Raw genomic sequence first — 17,597 nt, 5'->3', positions numbered from 1 at the left:
CCTACTTCTCGATGGTGTACCCCACACCCCAGATGTTCTTGATGAAGCGCGGGTTCTGGGCGTCATCCCCCAGCTTTTCGCGCAGGTGGCGGATGTGCACCATGACGGTGTTGTTCGAACCCGCCATGAACTCCTCATCCCACACAGCACGGAACAGCTCCTCGACTGGCACCACATGGCCGCGGTGCTCTGCGAGATACAGCAAAATGGAGTATTCGAGCGGGGTGCAACGCACGGACTTCTCGTCCACGGTGACCGTGCGGGCATCGCGATTGATCTCGAGCCCGTTGAAGGAGATGATCGGACCTGCATCCTCAACGGGGGCCGCCTGCTCACGGCTGCCGTACCGCGTGTACCTGCGCAACTGCGCCTTGCAACGCGCCACGAGCTCGAGCGGGCGAAAGGGTTTGACCATGTAGTCGTCCGCGCCGAGGGTGAGTCCCTCGATCTTATCGGACTGGCTGTCGCGGGCGGTGAGCATGATAACGGGATAGGTGCGCTCGGTGCGGATGGTGCGGAGCAACTCGAAGCCGTCCACATCGGGAAGCATGATATCGAGCACGGCGAGGTCGAACTCCTGCTCCAAGATGAGACGGGCTGCGTCGGCACCGTTATACGCCAACGTCACATCGAATCCCTCATTGCGCAGGTAAATCCCCACGAGGTCGGTGATGGTCTTCTCGTCGTCCACGACGAGGATGCGAGGCGTATCCACGATGTGCTCCTTTCCGTCTCGTCCATTATGGCGAAAAGGTCAGGCCGACGCACCTCCTTGCAACCGCGTTAAGCATAAGATAAGTACTCTCTCATCGAATGGATGGTCATGATTTAACTTCATACAGTCATACCGTCTTAAGGTGACGAACCCTGAACTCTCAACTTGCGTTCGCAGCGACCGCAAAGGCGTCACTCCACCCCCTTATGCAACGTCGCACCCCGCAAATCGACGTCCCAAGTCACTCGCATACAGCCTCACATACTGTATGGATTGAGCTTTTGACCACAGTCGTAAAAATCGAGGCACCGCATGACGTGAAACGATGTCCTAACGGCACGAGGCGTATACTGCATTCAATTCCCTAGACAGAAGGAACACATGAACAAAGCTCTTCCAGCCGCACTCGGGACAGCCCTCACCGCTGCATTCGTCCTATTCGCAATCCTCGCCGAGCCCGCATACGCCGATGTCCTCTTGACCGACCTGGTCCTAGGAACTTCGGCGCAAGAGCGAGGGCTCACCATCGAGGAGATGCCGGACATCTTGGCGACTCACGCCATCATCATGCGCCCCGATGGATCCGTGTATTACGAGCGCGGAGCCGATTCCCCCATCAAGATCGCCTCAACCACCAAGGTCATGACCGCGCTCGTCGCACTCGACCACTGCGATCCATCCGAGACCCTCACCGTCGATCACGCCGCCGCGACGGTGGGCGAATCCTGCGTGGGCCTCAAGGAGGGCGACACCCTCACGCTCGAACAGGCGCTTACCGGCCTCATGGTCATGAGCGGCAACGACGTGGCCACCGCCATCGCCACGCACGTCGGCAGCAAGATCGACCCCGCCAGCGCCGACCCGTACGGAACCTTCATCAAGGCCATGAACGACCGCGCCGCCCAACTCGGCTGCACCGATACGCTGTTCGAGAACCCCCACGGCCTCGACTTTGGCGCCTGGGTCGGCAATCTGCACAGCACCGCGCACGACGTCACGCGAACCTGGGCCGAAGCATGGCGCAATGATGCCTTCCGCTCCTTTGCCTGCAGCGGCGCCACCGAAATGCACGTCACCTCAGCCGACGGCAGCGCGCGCTCCCTGCCTCTCACTGTGCGCAATAAGATCCTCGGGCGCGATGGCAACCTTGGAGGCAAGACAGGCAGCACCTACGAGGCAGGCGAGTGCTTCGTGTGCACGTTCTCGCGCGAGCCCGAGGGCGAGGTGTATATCGCACTCTTCGGGTCAAAGGGCGACGAGGGACGCTTCAACGATACGCTGACCCTCGCGAACTGGTACTACGGGCACTTTGCCAACCTGCCATTTGCCACCAGCTCCAAGCAGGTCGGGGGCGTGCCCCTAGCCGCCGAGGCGGCCTGCGTCGATTGGTCCGACAAACTCATGGACCTCACCTTCGCCGATGCAGACGCAGACGCGCGCGTATTCACGCTCGGCGGAACTATCGAGCAGAAGGTCGAGGTCGACGAGCTCCGCGGCAAACACGCGGCGGGAACCGCCGCAGGGTCGGTCACCTACACCCAAAACGGCGAGACCATCGGGTCCGTCGAACTCACAACGGCCAACGAACTCGAACCCCCCAATCTTCTCGAGTGGCTTGCCGTCCAACTCGATCGCCTCGTGCGCTTCTTCGAGGGCAAGCCGGCCACAGCTGAGGAGCGCATATACGCCACCATGCCCGACCCGCTCTCCATCGACGGATGGAACGCGTAACAGGGCAGCGTCGCCCATGCCTTTCAACAAGCGGGCCGGCCGGGGAACGAACATCCCCGGCCGGCCCGCGCATGAAGAAGATTCGGCAATCGGACTTACTCGCCGCGCGCTTCCCTCGTGAGCTTCTTGGCCTGATGACGCGAGACGAACCACACGATGAAAGAAGTGAGGAACAACAGTGTGGCGGCCGTGCTCGTCACCGTTTCGAGCTCCGGCATCCCCATGTTCGCCGCAAATCGCGACACCATAAACGCCACGATCGTACAACCAAGCAGCGGGTAGAACACGCGCGTGAGCGGCAAGGAGGCGTGGATCTCCCGATCGATGGGCGCCGGGCCCTGCACGGCCTCGCGACGGGCGCGGAGCTCGCGGGCGACTTCCATCGCGCGCTCGTCCTCGGCCTCTAGCTCGGCAAGCTCCTCGGGGGTCATGTCGCGCTTCGATTTCTTACTCATGGGCTCCTCCAAATAGGGCGTTCGAGGTGTTCCAAATCGCGGTGGCGACCCCGTCGGGCAACTCGCCCGTGCGGTCGGCGCGGTCATATATGAGGACATCGGCAGTCTGGGCAATCATCGCCGGCTCGCACTCCAGGCCGCGAATGGGCTCGGGCGCCATATAGGGGCAATCGGTCTCCAACAGCAGGCGGTCAAGCGGACAAGCGGCGAACGCCTCCCGCACGGCGTCGTTGCGTTTGAACGTCGCGGCACCGCCGAAGGCGATATGGCACCCAAGCGCAAGAAAACGCTCCATAGTCGCTCGATCCTCGCCAAAGCAATGCAGCACGCAGCCCGCGGTGGGCACGCCCACGCGCTCGAGCACGGAAATCGCGTCGGCATGGGCCGTGCGAGCCTCATCGCCGTAGTCGTTGCGCAGATGCAGCTCAACAGGAACGTTGCGCTCGACGGCAAGCGAGAGCTGACGCGCCATGACGTCCATCTGTGCAGCGTGCGGAGCTGCCTCGATCTGGTCATCTGCATCGAAGTGATAATCAAGACCGATCTCACCGATACCAGCGCACAGAGGGTCGTCCAGTGCGGCCGCGACCTGCGCATGCAACTCATCGGTATAATCGAGCGTCCCGTAGGGATGGACGCCCACCAAGTAGCGAACGCGCACCTCGGCACCACGATCGGCGGCCGCATCGACCACCCCATGCAACCAACGGGAGAACGCCGGGGCGTCGGGGGTCTCCTCCGACTTATCCGCGATGGAATCGAAGATGGTCATCAAATCGCGCACGCCCGATTCGTGCGCGCGGACGAGCACGTCGATGGGATCCTTATCCTCACCCCAAAACGATCGCAGGTGAGCATGGGTGTCGAACAGAGGCGCATGCGCTGGCGGCAGCGTGAACACCTTGTTCTTCTTGGTGAACGAAATCGCCACGAGCCTCACTCCCCGCACGGCGCACTCGTCAGCGAGGCGGCGAGCGCGATGAAATCTTCCGTGGTAAGCGCCTCGGCTCGGGCAGTCGGCGCGATTCCGCACGCTTCGAAGGCAGCGTCGAGCGCGTCTTTGTCAAAGCCGTTCGAGCTCATGGAGTTGCGAATGGTCTTGCGGCGCTGCGCGAAGGCAGCATCGACCACACGCGCTACGGCCTCGGCATCGGCGGAAGCCGCTCCCTCGCCCTCGACATCAGAAACATCCACGCGGTCGATTCTCACAACGGCGGAGTCCACATGCGGCGCAGGCATAAAGCAACGCGGAGGAACCTCGAAGCGCCCCGTGACCTCGCCGTACAGTGAGAGCTTCACCGTGTAAGCGCCATAGGCCTTGGTCCCCGGCACCGCAGCGATGCGATCGGCAACCTCCTTTTGAACCATGACGACGGCACGGCGAAGCGACGGCATGGTCTGGAAGAACTGCAGGATGATCGTGGCAGCAACGTTGTAGGGAAGGTTCGCCACGAGCAGCGTGGGTTCCCCCTCCCCCGCCTCGGCGATCGCCGCAGGCGGCACCGCGAGCGCGTCCCCCATGATGAAGCGGAAGTTGGAATGGTCCATGGCGTGTGCCGAGAGAACCGGCTCGAGCTCCGCGTCCATCTCGATGGACGTCACGCGGGCCGCTTCCTGCACAAGCGCGAGCGTCAACGTGCCAATGCCCGGCCCCACCTCGAGCACGCGCTCGGAGCCCGTGAGCTCGGCCAACGCCATAATGTGCTCGATGACATGATTGTCGATAAGGAAGTTCTGACCCAAGCGGTGCTTGGTCGCCAGGCCGAACGCTTCGAGCATCTCGCGCGTTGCCGTGGGGTTCGCAAGCGGGGATGTGGTCATACGCGCTCCATTCAAAAGCTCAACAAAGAAACCGACCGCCCAAAGTGCCCGAGGTTGCCGTAAGAGGGACGCGGCGTGCGTAAGGCACGCAAGCGGCGATCAAGCGGCAAGGTCGGGCGCCTCAGGTGGTCGGTCGGGTCCATTAACCCAGACGGGGGAAGAGGGCATCGCCCTTCTCGACCGGCAGACCGGCGACCAGCTGGCCCCAGGTGCAGGACGCAGCCATGTCATCGGTCGCGGCCTCGGCCTCACAGCCGATGCGGCGCAGAGCCTCGGCGCTCGTGCTCGGCATGAGCGGCATGAGCAGGTGGGCGGAGATGCGGATGGCCTCCAGCAGGTTCCAAATCACGTTGGCGAGCTCGCCGGCCTTAGCCGGATCCTTGGCCAGCGTCCAGGGCTCGGAATCCTCGATGTAGTGATTGGCGGCATGGATCAGGTCCATGATCTCCTTGGCTGCGTCACCGTAGGCGAAGGCCTCCATCTTGGCCGCGTAACGCTCAAAGATGCCCTCGGCGGTCGCTGCCAGCGGGCTCTCGGCGTAGCCGGCGGCCTCGGGATCGCGCTCGGGCGTGGCGCCCTCGAAGTACTTGATGCACATGTTGGTCGAACGCGAGATGAGGTTGCCCCAGCTGTTGGCCAGGTCGGCGTTATAGACCTGCTCCATACGGCCGAAGCTGATGGCGCCGTCGGTACCGGGGGTGACGTCGGTCATGAAATAGTAACGGTAGCCCTCGACGCCGAGCTTCTCGATGACCTCGTGCGGGGCGATGGCGTTGCCACGGGACTTGGACATCTTCTCGGCCTTGCCGGTCTCCTCGTTCTTAACGGTGAGGAAGCCATGGGCAAAAACATGCTCGGGAAGGGCCTCGCCCAGCGCCATGAGCATGGCGGGCCAGATCACGCAGTGGAAGCGGATGATGTCCTTGCCCACGATGTGGGTCTGCGCGGGCCAGCGGTAGGCGAAGTCGGCCGCGGCCTCGTCGCCCTCGGCGCCGTAGCCCACGGCGGTCATGTAGTTGGTGAGGGCGTCGAACCACACGTAGGTGACGTGCTCATCGTCGAAGGGCACCTCAATGCCCCAGTCGAAGGAGGTGCGGGAGACGGAGAGGTCGTTCAGGCCGCCCTCGACGAACGAGCGGACCTCGTTCATGCGGAAGTCGGGCTGGACGAAATCGGGATGCTCGTCGTAGAGCGCGAGCAGCTTGTCCTGGAACGCGGAGAGCTTGAAGAACCAGCTCTCCTCCTTAACGCGCTCGAGCGGGCGGTCGCAGTCGGGGCAGAGGTGCTCGCCCTTGGTGCCGCGGGCCTCGTCGGCCTTGTCGACCTGGGTTTCGGTGAAGAAGGTCTCGTCCGGTACGCAGTACCAGCCGTCATAGCTGCCCTTGTAGATGTAGCCGGCCTCCCGCATGCGCTCCCACAGGTACTGCACGGCGCGCTTCTGGCGCGGCTCGGTAGTGCGGATGAAGTCGTCGTTCGAGATCTCGAGCTCGTCCCACAGCTCATGGAAGTGCGGGGCCTGGGAATCGCACCACTCCTGCGGGGTCATGTCGTGCTTCTCGGCGGCCTCGGCGACCTTCTGGCCATGCTCGTCCATGCCGGTGAGGAACTTGACGCTGTAACCGGCGGCGCGACGATAGCGCGCCTGGACGTCGGCGATGATCGTGGAGTACGCGGTACCCAGGTGCGGGTCGGCGTTCACGTAGTAGATGGGCGTGGTGATGTAGTAGGACGGCTTCGAGCTCATGACGCGCGGCTTCCTTCCCTCTTTGGTTTTGATGCAATGCTCCATATTAGCAGGTTGGGCGCATGAACCGCCACCCGGCCCTTATGCCTCTTGCTGCGCTTCGAGCACCAAGTTGTACACGTCGCGCTTCTTGCGCGAGTACTTCTGCGCCAAGCGCTTGGCCAGCGCGTTTGCCGAATCGCCGGCGGTGAGGCCCTCGGCGATATCCGAACGCAGCAACTCCTCGGGATCGGCGGCAGCACCCTCATCGCCACCAGACGCAAGAACGGCCTGAAGGCGCTCGAGCTCCTTCTCACTCGGTGGCGCCACCACGATGACCATCTCGCCCTTGAGCTCGCCACGCTCGCGCAGCCGCTCGAGCAGAACCGGCGCCTCATCACGCAAAACTTCCTCGTGAAGCTTGGTGAGCTCACGGCACAACGCAACCACGCGCCCCGGGAACACCTCGGCAATCGCCTCGAGGGACGCCTCAGCCCGATGCGGGGACTCGTAGAACAGCAACGCGCCGGGGATGGATGCGAGACGACGCAGACGCTTTACCCGTTCTCCATGTTTGCGCGGCAAAAAGCCCTCGAAGAAAAACTGGTCGCACGGAATGCCGGAAAGCACAAGCGCCGTCACACACGCGGACGGGCCCGGCAGGACCTCGACGCGGGCGCCCGCCTCGCGAGCCGCGTCGACCAGCACCTGGCCGGGATCAGAAACGCTCGGCATGCCGGCATCCGAAGCAAAGGCGATTCGCTCACCGGCAAGCAGCCGCTCCACGAGCTCGGGAGCGCGCCGCGCGATCACGTTCTCGTCACAGCGGACAAGCGGCTTTGAAATGCCCAGATATGCCAGGAGCTTCGAGGTCACGCGCGTGTCCTCGCAGCAAATCACATCCGCGTCGCGAAAAGCCTGCGCCGCTCGCGGGGTAAGGTCTCCCAGATTGCCGATCGGCGTGCCGACCATGGAGAGCACGCCCTCCGCACCGGCAACGAGGCACTCCGTGTTGTTCTCCGCCATCCGCTACTCCATCATCGCACGCTCGAGCGGCGCCAAGGCCACACGGGCATCCCATGCCGCAATGCGGCGCTCCGTCTTCCAGGTTTGGAAGAACCATCCGTCCGCATCGTCGAATGTCGCGAGCTGATTGGAGACGAACACGCGCTCATACGCACGGCGCCCCTCGGGAGTCAGGGAGGATCCCGCCAGCACCGCGGCGCCCGACCACTCGCCGACGAACACCGGGAACCCAAGATCGGTCGCTCGGCGAATCAAATCCTTGTTGCGCCCAAGCGCAGCGGCAAGGCCCCTCGGAGTGGTGATGTCTTGCGCGGTCTCGTCGCGGAAGTGATATAGGTGCAAATCCATCACGACGTTCTGGTATCGGTCGCCGGCCATGAAGCGCTTCCAGGCGCCAGGATGGCCAGAATCCGAAAAGACGATGACCTTGCGAGAGGGCATGTGACGGCGAATCGCCTCATACGCATCGCGATAGAAATTGCGTAGGTAATGGCTGGGAATGCCCTCGGTCACAGTGAGCAGGTTTTTGCGGACGCTCATCACGGGCGAGTCGAGCAACTCGATACCGAGCAAGCCGTCCCGCTCGCCATAGCGCTCCGCCAAGCGCTCGAGCGTCTCGAGCGCGACGGCGCGGCCGCTCACAGACGAATGCCAATCGCCGACGATATCTGGAGTCACGGAAGGCCCATTCGCGTCACCCTGCCCACCGGGAACGGTCGCCAAATCGAGCAGGACGCGCATCTCGTACTTCTCCGCCCACTCCAATGCGCGGTCGATGTAGTCGATACAAGAAATATAGGACTCGCGATCGGTCTGCGAACCAAAAACGTGCCACGGCAAGGGAATGCGCACCGCGTTGAGGCCCATGGCGGACATACGCTTGAAATCAGCCTCGGAGATAAAGGTCTCATAGTGCTCACGGACGCGCTCGTTATAGGCGACCGCACCCAGCACCTGCTGGAGCTCCCCGTCATTTGAAGCGCCGGTGGCGGCAAATAACGACGGTGTGACCCATGGTTCCAAGATGAACCAGCCGGACAAATTGACACCGCGGATCCTGTCTGACATCGGTGCTCCCCTCGAGTTTCGGTCGACGCGGCAAGAGTCGCCGCAATACAATCCTAATACCCCAAGCCAACTCGTCGCGATCGGACGGGCGTGGAACTGATACAAAAAAAGACCTCCTGTTTCCAGGAGGTCTCTTCAATGACGAGGGTGGCGCGGAAGGGAATCGAACCCCTGACACGAGGATTTTCAGTCCTCTGCTCTACCAACTGAGCTACCGAGCCAAGTCATGCTGTCGCTGACAGCGGTGATTACTATACCAAATTGAAAAACTCGGTCAAGCAACTTTTTGAAAATAGTTTGGGCAGCCCCTTTCCGCCACGCAACCGATGCCCCTTTGCGCCCGCCATTCAGCTCGTCCGACTCACTTCACGCACGGGCGACCGGCGCTCCAGCGCAAACCGCGCTCCGGGGCAGCTGACAACACGCCACCCGTCCACACCTTCGACGCACTTCGCGATTCTGCCGTCACCATCGGCAAAGGCGATATCAAGGTCGAATCTCATGCCGCAGGTATGCACGGACCCGCAATGCGGAAACACCAGCACACACGATTCGCTCCCTTCCCCGCTAAAATCGGAACGGCCAAAACCCCAAAGGCGATCGAAAAATGTGCAGGCCCATCTCACCTCGCCCGACCATCCCAGCGTCTCGATTGCCCTCTCCACCGCATGGAAGTCGAATGAGCCCACATCCATCGGCACCATCACACAATCACCCCCGAACGCCACGGATCGATCGTCACGCACCGCTCATGCTCCATGAATAGCGGTGCACCGAGTTCGACACCCGCAATCGACCACCCCTGAGGCCATGGTCGGTATCGCATCACGCAGGTAACGTCTCTCAGCGGGCCCACAAGCCCGAGTACCCCTGAGCCATCGAGCCCACCCCGGCCTCCCTCGGAAACCTCCACCTCTATCTCCACCTCATAGCCTTCCATCGCACGCTCCAGCTCCCCTGCCACGGCATCGGCCACACCCCACGTCCCTGCCCCCGCATCGGATTCTGATGCCGGCGGAGAGCTTCCGTGCGCCAAGACGATATCGGGAGCCACGCGGTTAAATCTCGCCGTTGCGGATACGAAGACCATCATGTTGTAGGAGATCAACGCCAACACGACAAGAACCGGCGCCACCACCGCAAGCTCAACTGTCGCCTGGGCCCTTTCTTCGCACACGACCCTCTTCCGTGCCGACATCCCCCATCCCCCTTCCTTCCAACAGATCGCGTACCCGCAGCGTGATGGGCACGACCCTTCCGCTTGGCAGCCGCACCTCGGCCAAGATGATTTCGAGCGAGGTCATCCGCTCCCCCAGGTCATAGCCAACAGCCCGTGCCATTCCTTCGAAATCGAGATCGACCTTCGACAGCTCACGCAATGCGGTCTGACCATCCACCAGGGCAGGCACATCGGAGCGCGCGAGCACGTCTGAGCTATCAACAAGGACCGGCTTGCGAGGTCGCATGTCAACCGGCTGCATGTCAAGCGCGCGCACCACGCCCGTCAACCGACCGCCCAGCCAGCTCCCAACAGAACCCAGCCCCTGGCTATCAAGGCCTCGCATGAGCTCGTCAAATGCCTCTTCCAGCCCTCGGCCAGCGTCCCCATAAGAAACCAGCAACTTTCCCCACAGGTCCAGAACCCCGTCCATCAGTCCGACCACTCCGCCGGATCCAACACGCTCTTGAAGTGACGAGAAGAACCCGGACAGCACGCCACCGCCTTCGGAGATTCCATCCGGAGCGAGGACCGCAGCCGCCATGGCACCTCGCCGCGACACATCGGGGCTGGCGGCAAACGATGTCTCAAGCGCATCGGGCGTCGTATACTCCGAAGACAATACGAAGGAGACGCACCCGAAACGACCCGGGGGCGCAATACGCGGGCGCTTTCCCTCAAGCGTGGCCATGGCCCGATCGAATGCATCTGCCGCCTGCTCGGCATCCCCACGCGCAGCCGCCTCGGCCTCGTTTTGACGCCCCTTCGCCTCGAGATATTCCCGGAGTGCCTTCGTAAACGCCCGCAGGTGATATTCGAACCCGTTGTCGATCGACGTCGACGCAGCGGGCGCCCTGCCGAGATCATCGACCCCGAAACGGCACGTCGTGCACTCCAAGATCGTCCCATTGTCCAGTGAGGCGAGCGAGGCAAGCGCCCCAAGAGCTCCTCGAGCGCCTGGACACGATTCATCGAAGTGCAACGTTCTCCCGTGCGCTTCCATGCTCGTCGGCCACGTTTCCTCGGTGTAAAGCAACGTCCCCCTCACTTCATCGCTATTGCGCGGCAGAAATTCGAGCGTGGTGTACGCCTCCTCCCCGTCGTCAACCACGCGGGCGTCGTCGAGATGACCGAGCGCATATCGATAGAACGCGCGACGGGCCGCCGCATCCGCGCGCGCCTCCACGCTGCTTCCCTCAGGCTTATCGTTCTCGCACCTCCAACGGTAATAAGCGCGGGCACGCGCCAGCGCAAACTCGGGATCCCACGTGATACTCGAGGCGAAATCGGGATTCTCGGCAGCCGACAACCCTGAAAGGCTCCCCGCGCGCTCCTGCATGTTTCGTCCAGGGGCGCCGCAATCTGCCAGCCACGCCTCTTCCTTCCTTGCCGCAACCTCCTCCGAAATTCGCTCGAGCTCGGCCGCCGCCTCCTCAAGCCCGCTGCACGCCTGCTCCAGGCCCTCAGTGTCAATCCCCTCCCCCTCGATTGCCGGAAACTCCGATGCGGACGTGGTCGGAACCGCAAAGGCGGTGCCTCGATACCCAACGCTTTCCGATCCCTGTGCATCGCAGGTACGCGCGGCATTCGCCGCGATTAAAAACGGCAGTGACCCCTCGACCCGCTTCAACCCGCTCGAGGCCGACGATATGAAGGAATCCCGCATATCGAACATGCGCATGGCGGCATCCAGCGTCTCCCGAGCGAGCCCCTGTCCACCCGGAACAAACAGCCCGACCATCCCCGCTCCCGTCATCGTGAACCCCGCGAGTCCCAAGCTCAGCGCACATGCGTCCAAAACCGTCGCTGCGGTGTGATAGGAACTCACAACGTTCTCACCGGCCAACGCAGTCGCGTCGGCACCAACCTGGACATCACCCGCCCGAGATGCGCTCCATATCGCCAAAGACGATGAAAAGAGTAGGGAAAGGACCATGAGCATCGCGCAGGCGGACGCCACAGTCGTATAGGCTCCATCCTCGATGAACAAGCCTATTCCCGCTCTTTTCCCTGGAGGCGGAAGGGTCCCGGCTCCACAACGTCCTCGCCGCTGTCTATTCCCACACCGAAATCCAGTCCGCATAATCGCCCTCCACCCACGAGGGCCTTCCCTCATACGCAACGCGCACCTCCATCCGCACATCGCCATGATCCCCCCGCTCCCCAAACGCGCGGGCAAACGCCCCGATCACGGGAAGCGGAGTCACATACCCGACAATTGCGACTTCAACCGAACCGCCCGTGTTCAAAGCCGGAACGCACTCGATATCCCAAGAACGCGGTCCCCCTGCATGAAAGATCGCCAAATCCGGCACAGCGGCCAGGCGCCTGCATGCAAAGCGTTCGTACACCTCCGCCTCATCCGAGCCCGAAACCATGAGCCGGGCCGTCTCAGATGCGGCGGACTCCATAACGGAACGCGTATACAACAGGCACACCGGCTGCAACGCCAGCAACAGCAACGTGAGTAAAGCTGGGAACACCAACGCGCCCTCGACCGTCGCCTGTGCCCGGGATTCCCAGAACAGCTCAGTACAGCGAGATATCGACATAGCCGTCCCCTTCGAGTCCATGCGACGCCGCCTTTACGGCGGCGTCGGCAAGCCACCCCCGTTCAGCCACTCTCCATAACGCCGCCATGCCCAAAATCAGGGCGAGCAGGGCGAACACCGTCAATGCATACTCCACCGTCCCTTGTGCGGCTTTTTCTCTGACGACGCCTCGCACGCTCGGCATCAACGCTCGGGCAAGACGCGGGTCACCCGAACGCGACTGACCGCATCGTCCTCCGTAGTGACCAGCAACACATCGCACCACGTCATCCCCTCCCTCAGCACCGCTCCCCACACGTTCCCCTTCAGATCCAAATAGCCGCTCGCAACGAGGGAAGCTGTCCTCGTGCGCGCATATGCCTTGAGAACGTCCTCCGCAAGTGCAGGCAGCGAGGCGCGTTCCTCAAACTCCACCGACGCACAAGGCCCGTCGCCCATGCGCACCGCGTCCTTCTGCCATGCGTGGAGATCGTCCAAAAACCCACCGAGAGAACTGGCTCGCACATACCCGGACATCACTGGGCCCAAACCCGTCATCAGGCTATCCATCGCCACCTCAACCGAACTCCCCTCATCTGCACGAGCGCCCTCAACAACCGCATCGCGAAGAGATCCCCGCTCCCCTGCAGATTCCAAACGCCCGCGTTCGCTCACCACGCACTGCGTCGCGAACACAAGGGCGGCCGAAAGCACCGTGAGCGCCAATGGAAGCGCCGCCAGGCGCCAGTTCACGCGCCTCCCCCTCACAGGCTGTTGATCCCCTGCGAAATCGCCTCCCACAACGAGCTAACCTTGTCTCGAAACGCCACGATCGCCAGAATCGCTATCACCACCAGCACTCCGACGAGGATTGCGTACTCGGTCGTACCCTGGCCGCTCTCCTCGCGCAGGATCTGGCGGACCGGCCTGTCACCAGAAACGGCCCGCATCGGGCCATAGGACAGCAGCGGGCACGCAGCCGCAATGCCGAGAGCCGCCTCCCGCGCCTCCCTCAGCGCCTCCTCAACAAATACCGCGAGCTTGACCATGGCATCCTCCTTCACACCATGTCGGCAGCCGCGAGCAGCGGGCCGACTATCGACAACAACAATGCGGGCAGAATCAACGTGCCCGTCGGAATGAGCAGCTTCACGGGCGCGCGCTCGATCTCGCGCTCTACGTGCGCCCGGTGCGCAGCGCGCATTTCACGTCCCTGACCCTCCAGGGTCTCCGCAAGCGGAGCGCCGAGCTCGAGTGCCTGGGACACCGCGGCGGCAAACGATCCGAGTGCACGCACCCCGGCATCCCGCGCAACGCGGTCGAGGGCCTCGTCCCTCGAGGTCACTCCCACCTGCCAACAAAACAGCGCCTTCTCCATCAGCTGAGCGAGTTCCCCCGACCGCCCCTCGCAATACAGGGAGAGCGACGCATCGAAAGACAGACCCGCGCTCAACCCAAGCCTCACGATGTCCGTCATCTCCGCCACCTCGCCCATGCCGATTCCCCGGCTCCGCGGCTGCAGCATCTCGAGAGCGAGAGCACGCATCTTCCGAAATGCCAATCCCCCAACGGCACGCACGTGGGCACAGCATGCGCGAGCCACCTCGAGCGCCCCGTCCTCCGACCCCAACCATGCCGCAAGCCCACACAACACGCCGAGGCCGATCACCGCAATCGCGGCGTCAGGCGTATCCGCAACCCATATTTCCACCAACTCAGCAAACTCCATCAACACACTCCCCTTGCATCCGCCCCTCAGCAAATGGACCTCATGACCACCCTGATGATCGACCAGGCAATTCCATCCAAAAGAAGGGCGACCGCTATCGAGGCCGCGCCGGGCACCGTCGCGACCCCCTCTCTGAAATCGGATGAGGCCGCCGCGAGGAACGCGACCATGGCAACGGGCATCCCCGCCACCAATCGCGCCGACATGCGCACCTGGGCCGTCCTCACATCCAGCTTTCGACGCAACTCCACACGCTCCCTCACCAACCGCGCCGCCTCCCCGAGAACATCGGACAGCGGTGCACCCGTGCGTCGCGACACCTTGAGCGCAAGCGTCACGAAATCCAATCCCGGCGCGTGAAGACGCTCGACCAACTCGTCAAGCGCCTCGGTCATCCCGGCACCACACGCGACTTGAGCCTCGGCACGCAAGAACTCCGTGCGAACGGGTTCTTGCGCATGAGAACCCACGTACCGCATCGCCTGCGCGAGCGAGAGCCCCGATGCCATGGACGCAGCGAGCGCTCCGAACGCCTCGACCATCGCGCTCTCCAATCGCTCTCGCTTCTTGCGAGAGCCGGGCAGGGCCAGCCCGCGCTCTTCCGCGCGCCTGCCAATCGAGGCCCTCATATCGCGCGCCCATGTGACCATCCGGTCTCGGGCGCGCTTGAGCTCATCCCAATCACTTCTGAGCTCCCCATCACCGGAAATGATCAGCAGGGAGCTCGCGGCGCCTAGCAGGCCGACGCCGACCGACATGACGACCTCCATTCCCGCACCTCCCCCTCATCGAGCAAACCAGACCGGACCGCCTCCTCGATAAACGGGGGCTCGTCGATCAAGGTCCATGCCTCCTTCGTCGGATCGAACGACACATACTCCGTCAATGCCACGCCACCGCCCTCCGCGCGCGACACACCGGTGAATGATGAGACGAACCGCCTGCCGCCCGGCTTCCGCACCGACATGACAACGCCGTCCAAGGCCATCGCGATCTGCTCCTCAATCAACTCGCTCTGCAGGTCGATTCCGTAACGGGCGAGCAATGTGAGTCGCACAATCGCCTCTTGCGCGCTTCCCGCATGCAAAGTGGTAAGCGACCCATCGTGACCCGTGCTCATGGCCTCGAGCATGTCGATCGCCTCCCGATTGCGCACCTCGCCCACCACGATCCGATCGGGGCGCATGCGCAAGGCGTTTACCACCAGATCGTGAATTGCCACCTCACCCGCCCCCTCGATCGACGCCTCACGCGCTTCGAGGCGCACGACATGCGGATGCTGGGAGAACTTGAGCTCAGCGGAATCCTCGATCGTCACGATTCGCTCCGCTTGCGATATTTCGCACGACAATGCGTTGAGCAGCGTCGTCTTCCCCGATCCCGTTCCGCCCGCCACCGCCAAATCCATCCTGCACCGCACCGCATATCCCAACAAATGCGCGTACCAATCCGGAATCGACCCCAAATCGACCAGATGCGCCAGCGTGCTGATGCGGTCGGAAAACTTGCGAATCGTCATTGTGGGACCATCGATGGCTATAGGCGGGATAACCGCGTTCACGCGAAAACCGTTGGGCAGACGGGCGTTGACCATCGGGCTCCGCTCATCGACTCGACGTCCCAGCGGAGAGATGATGCGGTCGATGGTGATCCTGATCTGCTCCTCAGACTCGAATATCCTGCCCAGCGGACAGAGCACGCCCCCTCGCTCGATATATGTTCGGTCGAGGCCGTTGACCATGATTTCGGTTACCGAATCGTCCTCGAGCAGCGCCTGCAGAGGCCCCAAGCCGGTCATGTCGTCAAGCACGTCGGCGATGAGCGCATTCCGCTCGTCAAAACCCAGCCCGAGCGACACGTCGGCATTCAGAGCCGCCTCGAGTGCGGGACGCAACTCTATCCGCGCCTGCGCGGCCGACCCGGAACGCACGATGCGCGCGACCTCGACATAGCCCACCCGCTCCATAACCGCGTGCTTCGCCCGTGCCCGCGCCTCGGACATCACGCCGCCGACCGATCGCGCACGAGCCCCCACCGACGCCGCGCCGCGACCGGAAGAAATGCCCCCGCCTCGGGCACGCATGCGCCCGTATACACTCATCGATGCTCACCGGCCTTGCGCCGCCACGGAAGCCTGAAACGCGGCCTCCGCTCATGGTCATCAGGGGCCGGCCCCATGAGCCGCTCATCGAAGGAGCACCCAAGCTCGGTCAGCACCCGCGCCGTCAAATCGCGCACATCGCGGGAAAACGGCCCCTCGCCAGCCACCAGCGAATCCAATCGGCCGAACCCGATGAGCCCGGCGACCTCCTCGCCTCCAAAGGAAATACGGGCACGAGACGCAAGCGATGCCCCCATCTCGAAACGCAGCGCATCCTCTTCCGCGCAACCCGGGGACCCCAGGCGGTTGAACACACTCGTCATGCGAGTCGCGGGAACGCCCAAGCGCGTGGCCAGTCCAACCACCCGGGTAGCAGACGCACCGGCATTCGCACTCGCACTGCCCACGACCAAGCAGCGATCGCAAAGGGCAACCGCGGCCGCGACGGCATCGCCCCAATGCGTCGAAGTGTCGATGAAAATCACGTCTGCGACCTTGCGCAGGACGATGATGAGCCGCTCGACCGGCGCTCCGTACAGCTCTGCGCGCTCCGGTTCGATAAGTGGCCCCCACAGGGTGAGCCCCGGCCCCACGCGCATCGCGCATGATTCGATGTCCTCTTCAGCGAGCTCGCCGTCCATAGCGTGCGTGTCGATGCCCTCGAGACCCCTGAACGTATCGACGCCCAGCACCGACGGCAAATCGCCAAACATCAGGTCAACGTCTATCACGGCAGCCCGCAAGCCGGCGCGGGCCGCGCAGGCGGCCATTGCCGCCACCAGCGTCGTCTTACCCGCCCCGCCTTGACCCGATGCGACCGCGATTACCGGCGCACGGGGACCGCCGTGATCGGCCACTTCCCGCTCACGCACGCGTCGAACAACATCTCCCAAATCCACGATGTCCCCGGTCTGCCCCGCAACGTCGCCGATGCAGGCCACGGCATCCCCATCCGGCTCATCCAGCGCATCCCACGTCCCCGTACTCCACGAGGGGACCTCATCGCCCCCATATCCCATGGGCGCGAATGGGTCATCCGGCACCAGGCCATCGCGTTCGGACGCGACCGTGCCACGCGTCGCGACTTCTGTTCCGATATCCATGTGCGCCGCTTCCGCATCTTGACCGCGCGCGTCCGCGCTTCCGGTCAACGACGCGCCCGTCGCGATGACCTCCTGTGCACCGGCATCGAAGAGTTCAGAGACGAGTCCGGCGTCCATCCCGTCGATACATGCGAGCACCGCGGGCGCCGCATGCCCCGCCGAGCCGTCTCGCACCGCACTTATGACGTGCAGCAAGTCCGAAGCGTTCCCGGGACTCGCCCCCAACGCAATCCGAACGCCATCACCCAGTCCGCGCACAAGCTCGACGAGCGCATCAGCATCATCGACGCACACGATGCGCGCGTCGGGGCAGCGCAGACGAACTTCCTCGCGAACGCGCGCGGCCGCGCCGCCCCCGTCCCATATCAGCCACAT

The 17,597-nt window shown here is 63.3% G+C and carries 18 protein-coding genes and 1 tRNA gene; 1 reads left to right on the top strand and 18 read right to left on the bottom strand.

Annotated elements, in window-relative coordinates; genetic code table 11:
• Position 1: 1 nt before the first annotated feature.
• On the bottom strand, positions 2 to 715 hold the full coding sequence (locus FY258_RS06555; RefSeq protein WP_118104328.1) for a response regulator transcription factor: 714 nt from the start codon (positions 713 to 715) through the stop codon (positions 2 to 4).
• 381 nt (positions 716 to 1,096) lie between these two features.
• Between FY258_RS06555 and FY258_RS06550 the strand changes: the two genes are divergently transcribed.
• Positions 1,097 to 2,446 (top strand): D-alanyl-D-alanine carboxypeptidase family protein, encoded by a 1,350-nt coding sequence (locus tag FY258_RS06550; protein WP_118104326.1) that lies wholly within the window; start codon positions 1,097 to 1,099, stop codon positions 2,444 to 2,446.
• Positions 2,447 to 2,541: 95 nt separating this feature from the next.
• On the opposite strand, the gene FY258_RS06545 is transcribed toward FY258_RS06550, so the two are convergent.
• From FY258_RS06545 to FY258_RS06465, 17 genes are all read right to left on the bottom strand, one after another.
• Positions 2,542 to 2,901, bottom strand: a complete 360-nt coding sequence (locus FY258_RS06545; protein WP_118104324.1) for a hypothetical protein — start codon at positions 2,899 to 2,901, stop codon at positions 2,542 to 2,544.
• Complete coding sequence (locus FY258_RS06540; RefSeq protein ID WP_310592060.1) at positions 2,894 to 3,832, bottom strand: TatD family hydrolase; 939 nt, start codon at positions 3,830 to 3,832, stop codon at positions 2,894 to 2,896. The genes FY258_RS06545 and FY258_RS06540 overlap by 8 nt, the downstream gene beginning before the upstream one ends.
• Positions 3,833 to 3,837: 5 nt before the next feature.
• The gene (gene rsmA, locus FY258_RS06535) at positions 3,838 to 4,722 is read right to left on the bottom strand and encodes a 16S rRNA (adenine(1518)-N(6)/adenine(1519)-N(6))-dimethyltransferase RsmA (protein WP_118104320.1); all 885 of its coding nucleotides are present in this window, start codon (positions 4,720 to 4,722) and stop codon (positions 3,838 to 3,840) included.
• Positions 4,723 to 4,864: 142 nt separating this feature from the next.
• Positions 4,865 to 6,466, bottom strand: coding sequence for a methionine--tRNA ligase (gene metG, locus FY258_RS06530; RefSeq protein WP_118104318.1), 1,602 nt, complete (start codon positions 6,464 to 6,466; stop codon positions 4,865 to 4,867).
• Between the two features lie 81 nt (positions 6,467 to 6,547).
• Entirely contained in the window at positions 6,548 to 7,471 is a 924-nt protein-coding gene (gene rsmI / locus FY258_RS06525) for a 16S rRNA (cytidine(1402)-2'-O)-methyltransferase (RefSeq protein ID WP_118104316.1), read from the bottom strand.
• Between the two features lie 3 nt (positions 7,472 to 7,474).
• Complete coding sequence (locus FY258_RS06520; protein ID WP_118104314.1) at positions 7,475 to 8,539, bottom strand: glycoside hydrolase family 5 protein; 1,065 nt, start codon at positions 8,537 to 8,539, stop codon at positions 7,475 to 7,477.
• Positions 8,540 to 8,687: 148 nt separating this feature from the next.
• Positions 8,688 to 8,760 (bottom strand) — tRNA-Phe (locus tag FY258_RS06515).
• A 482-nt stretch (positions 8,761 to 9,242) separates the two neighbouring features.
• A complete protein-coding gene (locus FY258_RS06510) occupies positions 9,243 to 9,737 on the bottom strand; it encodes a hypothetical protein (RefSeq protein ID WP_118104310.1) in 495 nt (164 codons plus the stop codon).
• Positions 9,685 to 10,944, bottom strand: a complete 1,260-nt coding sequence (locus tag FY258_RS06505; protein ID WP_259324480.1) for a hypothetical protein — start codon at positions 10,942 to 10,944, stop codon at positions 9,685 to 9,687. Before FY258_RS06505 ends, FY258_RS06510 begins: the two co-directional genes overlap by 53 nt.
• An 868-nt stretch (positions 10,945 to 11,812) precedes the next feature.
• The gene (locus FY258_RS06500) at positions 11,813 to 12,310 is read right to left on the bottom strand and encodes a TadE/TadG family type IV pilus assembly protein (protein ID WP_259324479.1); all 498 of its coding nucleotides are present in this window, start codon (positions 12,308 to 12,310) and stop codon (positions 11,813 to 11,815) included.
• The gene (locus FY258_RS06495; protein ID WP_182279481.1) at positions 12,288 to 12,434 is read right to left on the bottom strand and encodes a hypothetical protein; all 147 of its coding nucleotides are present in this window, start codon (positions 12,432 to 12,434) and stop codon (positions 12,288 to 12,290) included. The genes FY258_RS06500 and FY258_RS06495 overlap by 23 nt, the downstream gene beginning before the upstream one ends.
• A 59-nt stretch (positions 12,435 to 12,493) precedes the next feature.
• Entirely contained in the window at positions 12,494 to 13,042 is a 549-nt protein-coding gene (locus tag FY258_RS06490; RefSeq protein WP_118104306.1) for a hypothetical protein, read from the bottom strand.
• A gap of 11 nt (positions 13,043 to 13,053) precedes the next feature.
• Entirely contained in the window at positions 13,054 to 13,239 is a 186-nt protein-coding gene (locus FY258_RS06485; protein ID WP_050750582.1) for a Flp family type IVb pilin, read from the bottom strand.
• Positions 13,240 to 13,349: 110 nt separating this feature from the next.
• The gene (locus tag FY258_RS06480; RefSeq protein WP_182279460.1) at positions 13,350 to 14,018 is read right to left on the bottom strand and encodes a type II secretion system F family protein; all 669 of its coding nucleotides are present in this window, start codon (positions 14,016 to 14,018) and stop codon (positions 13,350 to 13,352) included.
• 26 nt (positions 14,019 to 14,044) lie between these two features.
• Positions 14,045 to 14,788, bottom strand: a complete 744-nt coding sequence (locus tag FY258_RS06475) for a type II secretion system F family protein (protein ID WP_118104304.1) — start codon at positions 14,786 to 14,788, stop codon at positions 14,045 to 14,047.
• On the bottom strand, positions 14,752 to 16,119 hold the full coding sequence (locus FY258_RS06470) for a TadA family conjugal transfer-associated ATPase (RefSeq protein ID WP_182279459.1): 1,368 nt from the start codon (positions 16,117 to 16,119) through the stop codon (positions 14,752 to 14,754). Before FY258_RS06470 ends, FY258_RS06475 begins: the two co-directional genes overlap by 37 nt.
• On the bottom strand, positions 16,116 to 17,597 hold the full coding sequence (locus tag FY258_RS06465; RefSeq protein ID WP_182279458.1) for a nucleotide-binding protein: 1,482 nt from the start codon (positions 17,595 to 17,597) through the stop codon (positions 16,116 to 16,118). Before FY258_RS06465 ends, FY258_RS06470 begins: the two co-directional genes overlap by 4 nt.

It is taken from the genome of Collinsella intestinalis, from assembly GCF_902364775.2.
In the GTDB taxonomy this organism is placed as follows: Bacteria; Actinomycetota; Coriobacteriia; order Coriobacteriales; family Coriobacteriaceae; genus Collinsella.
The sequence above is the reverse complement of the archived record's forward strand: the minus strand, read 5'-3'. Positions and strand labels throughout refer to the sequence as shown.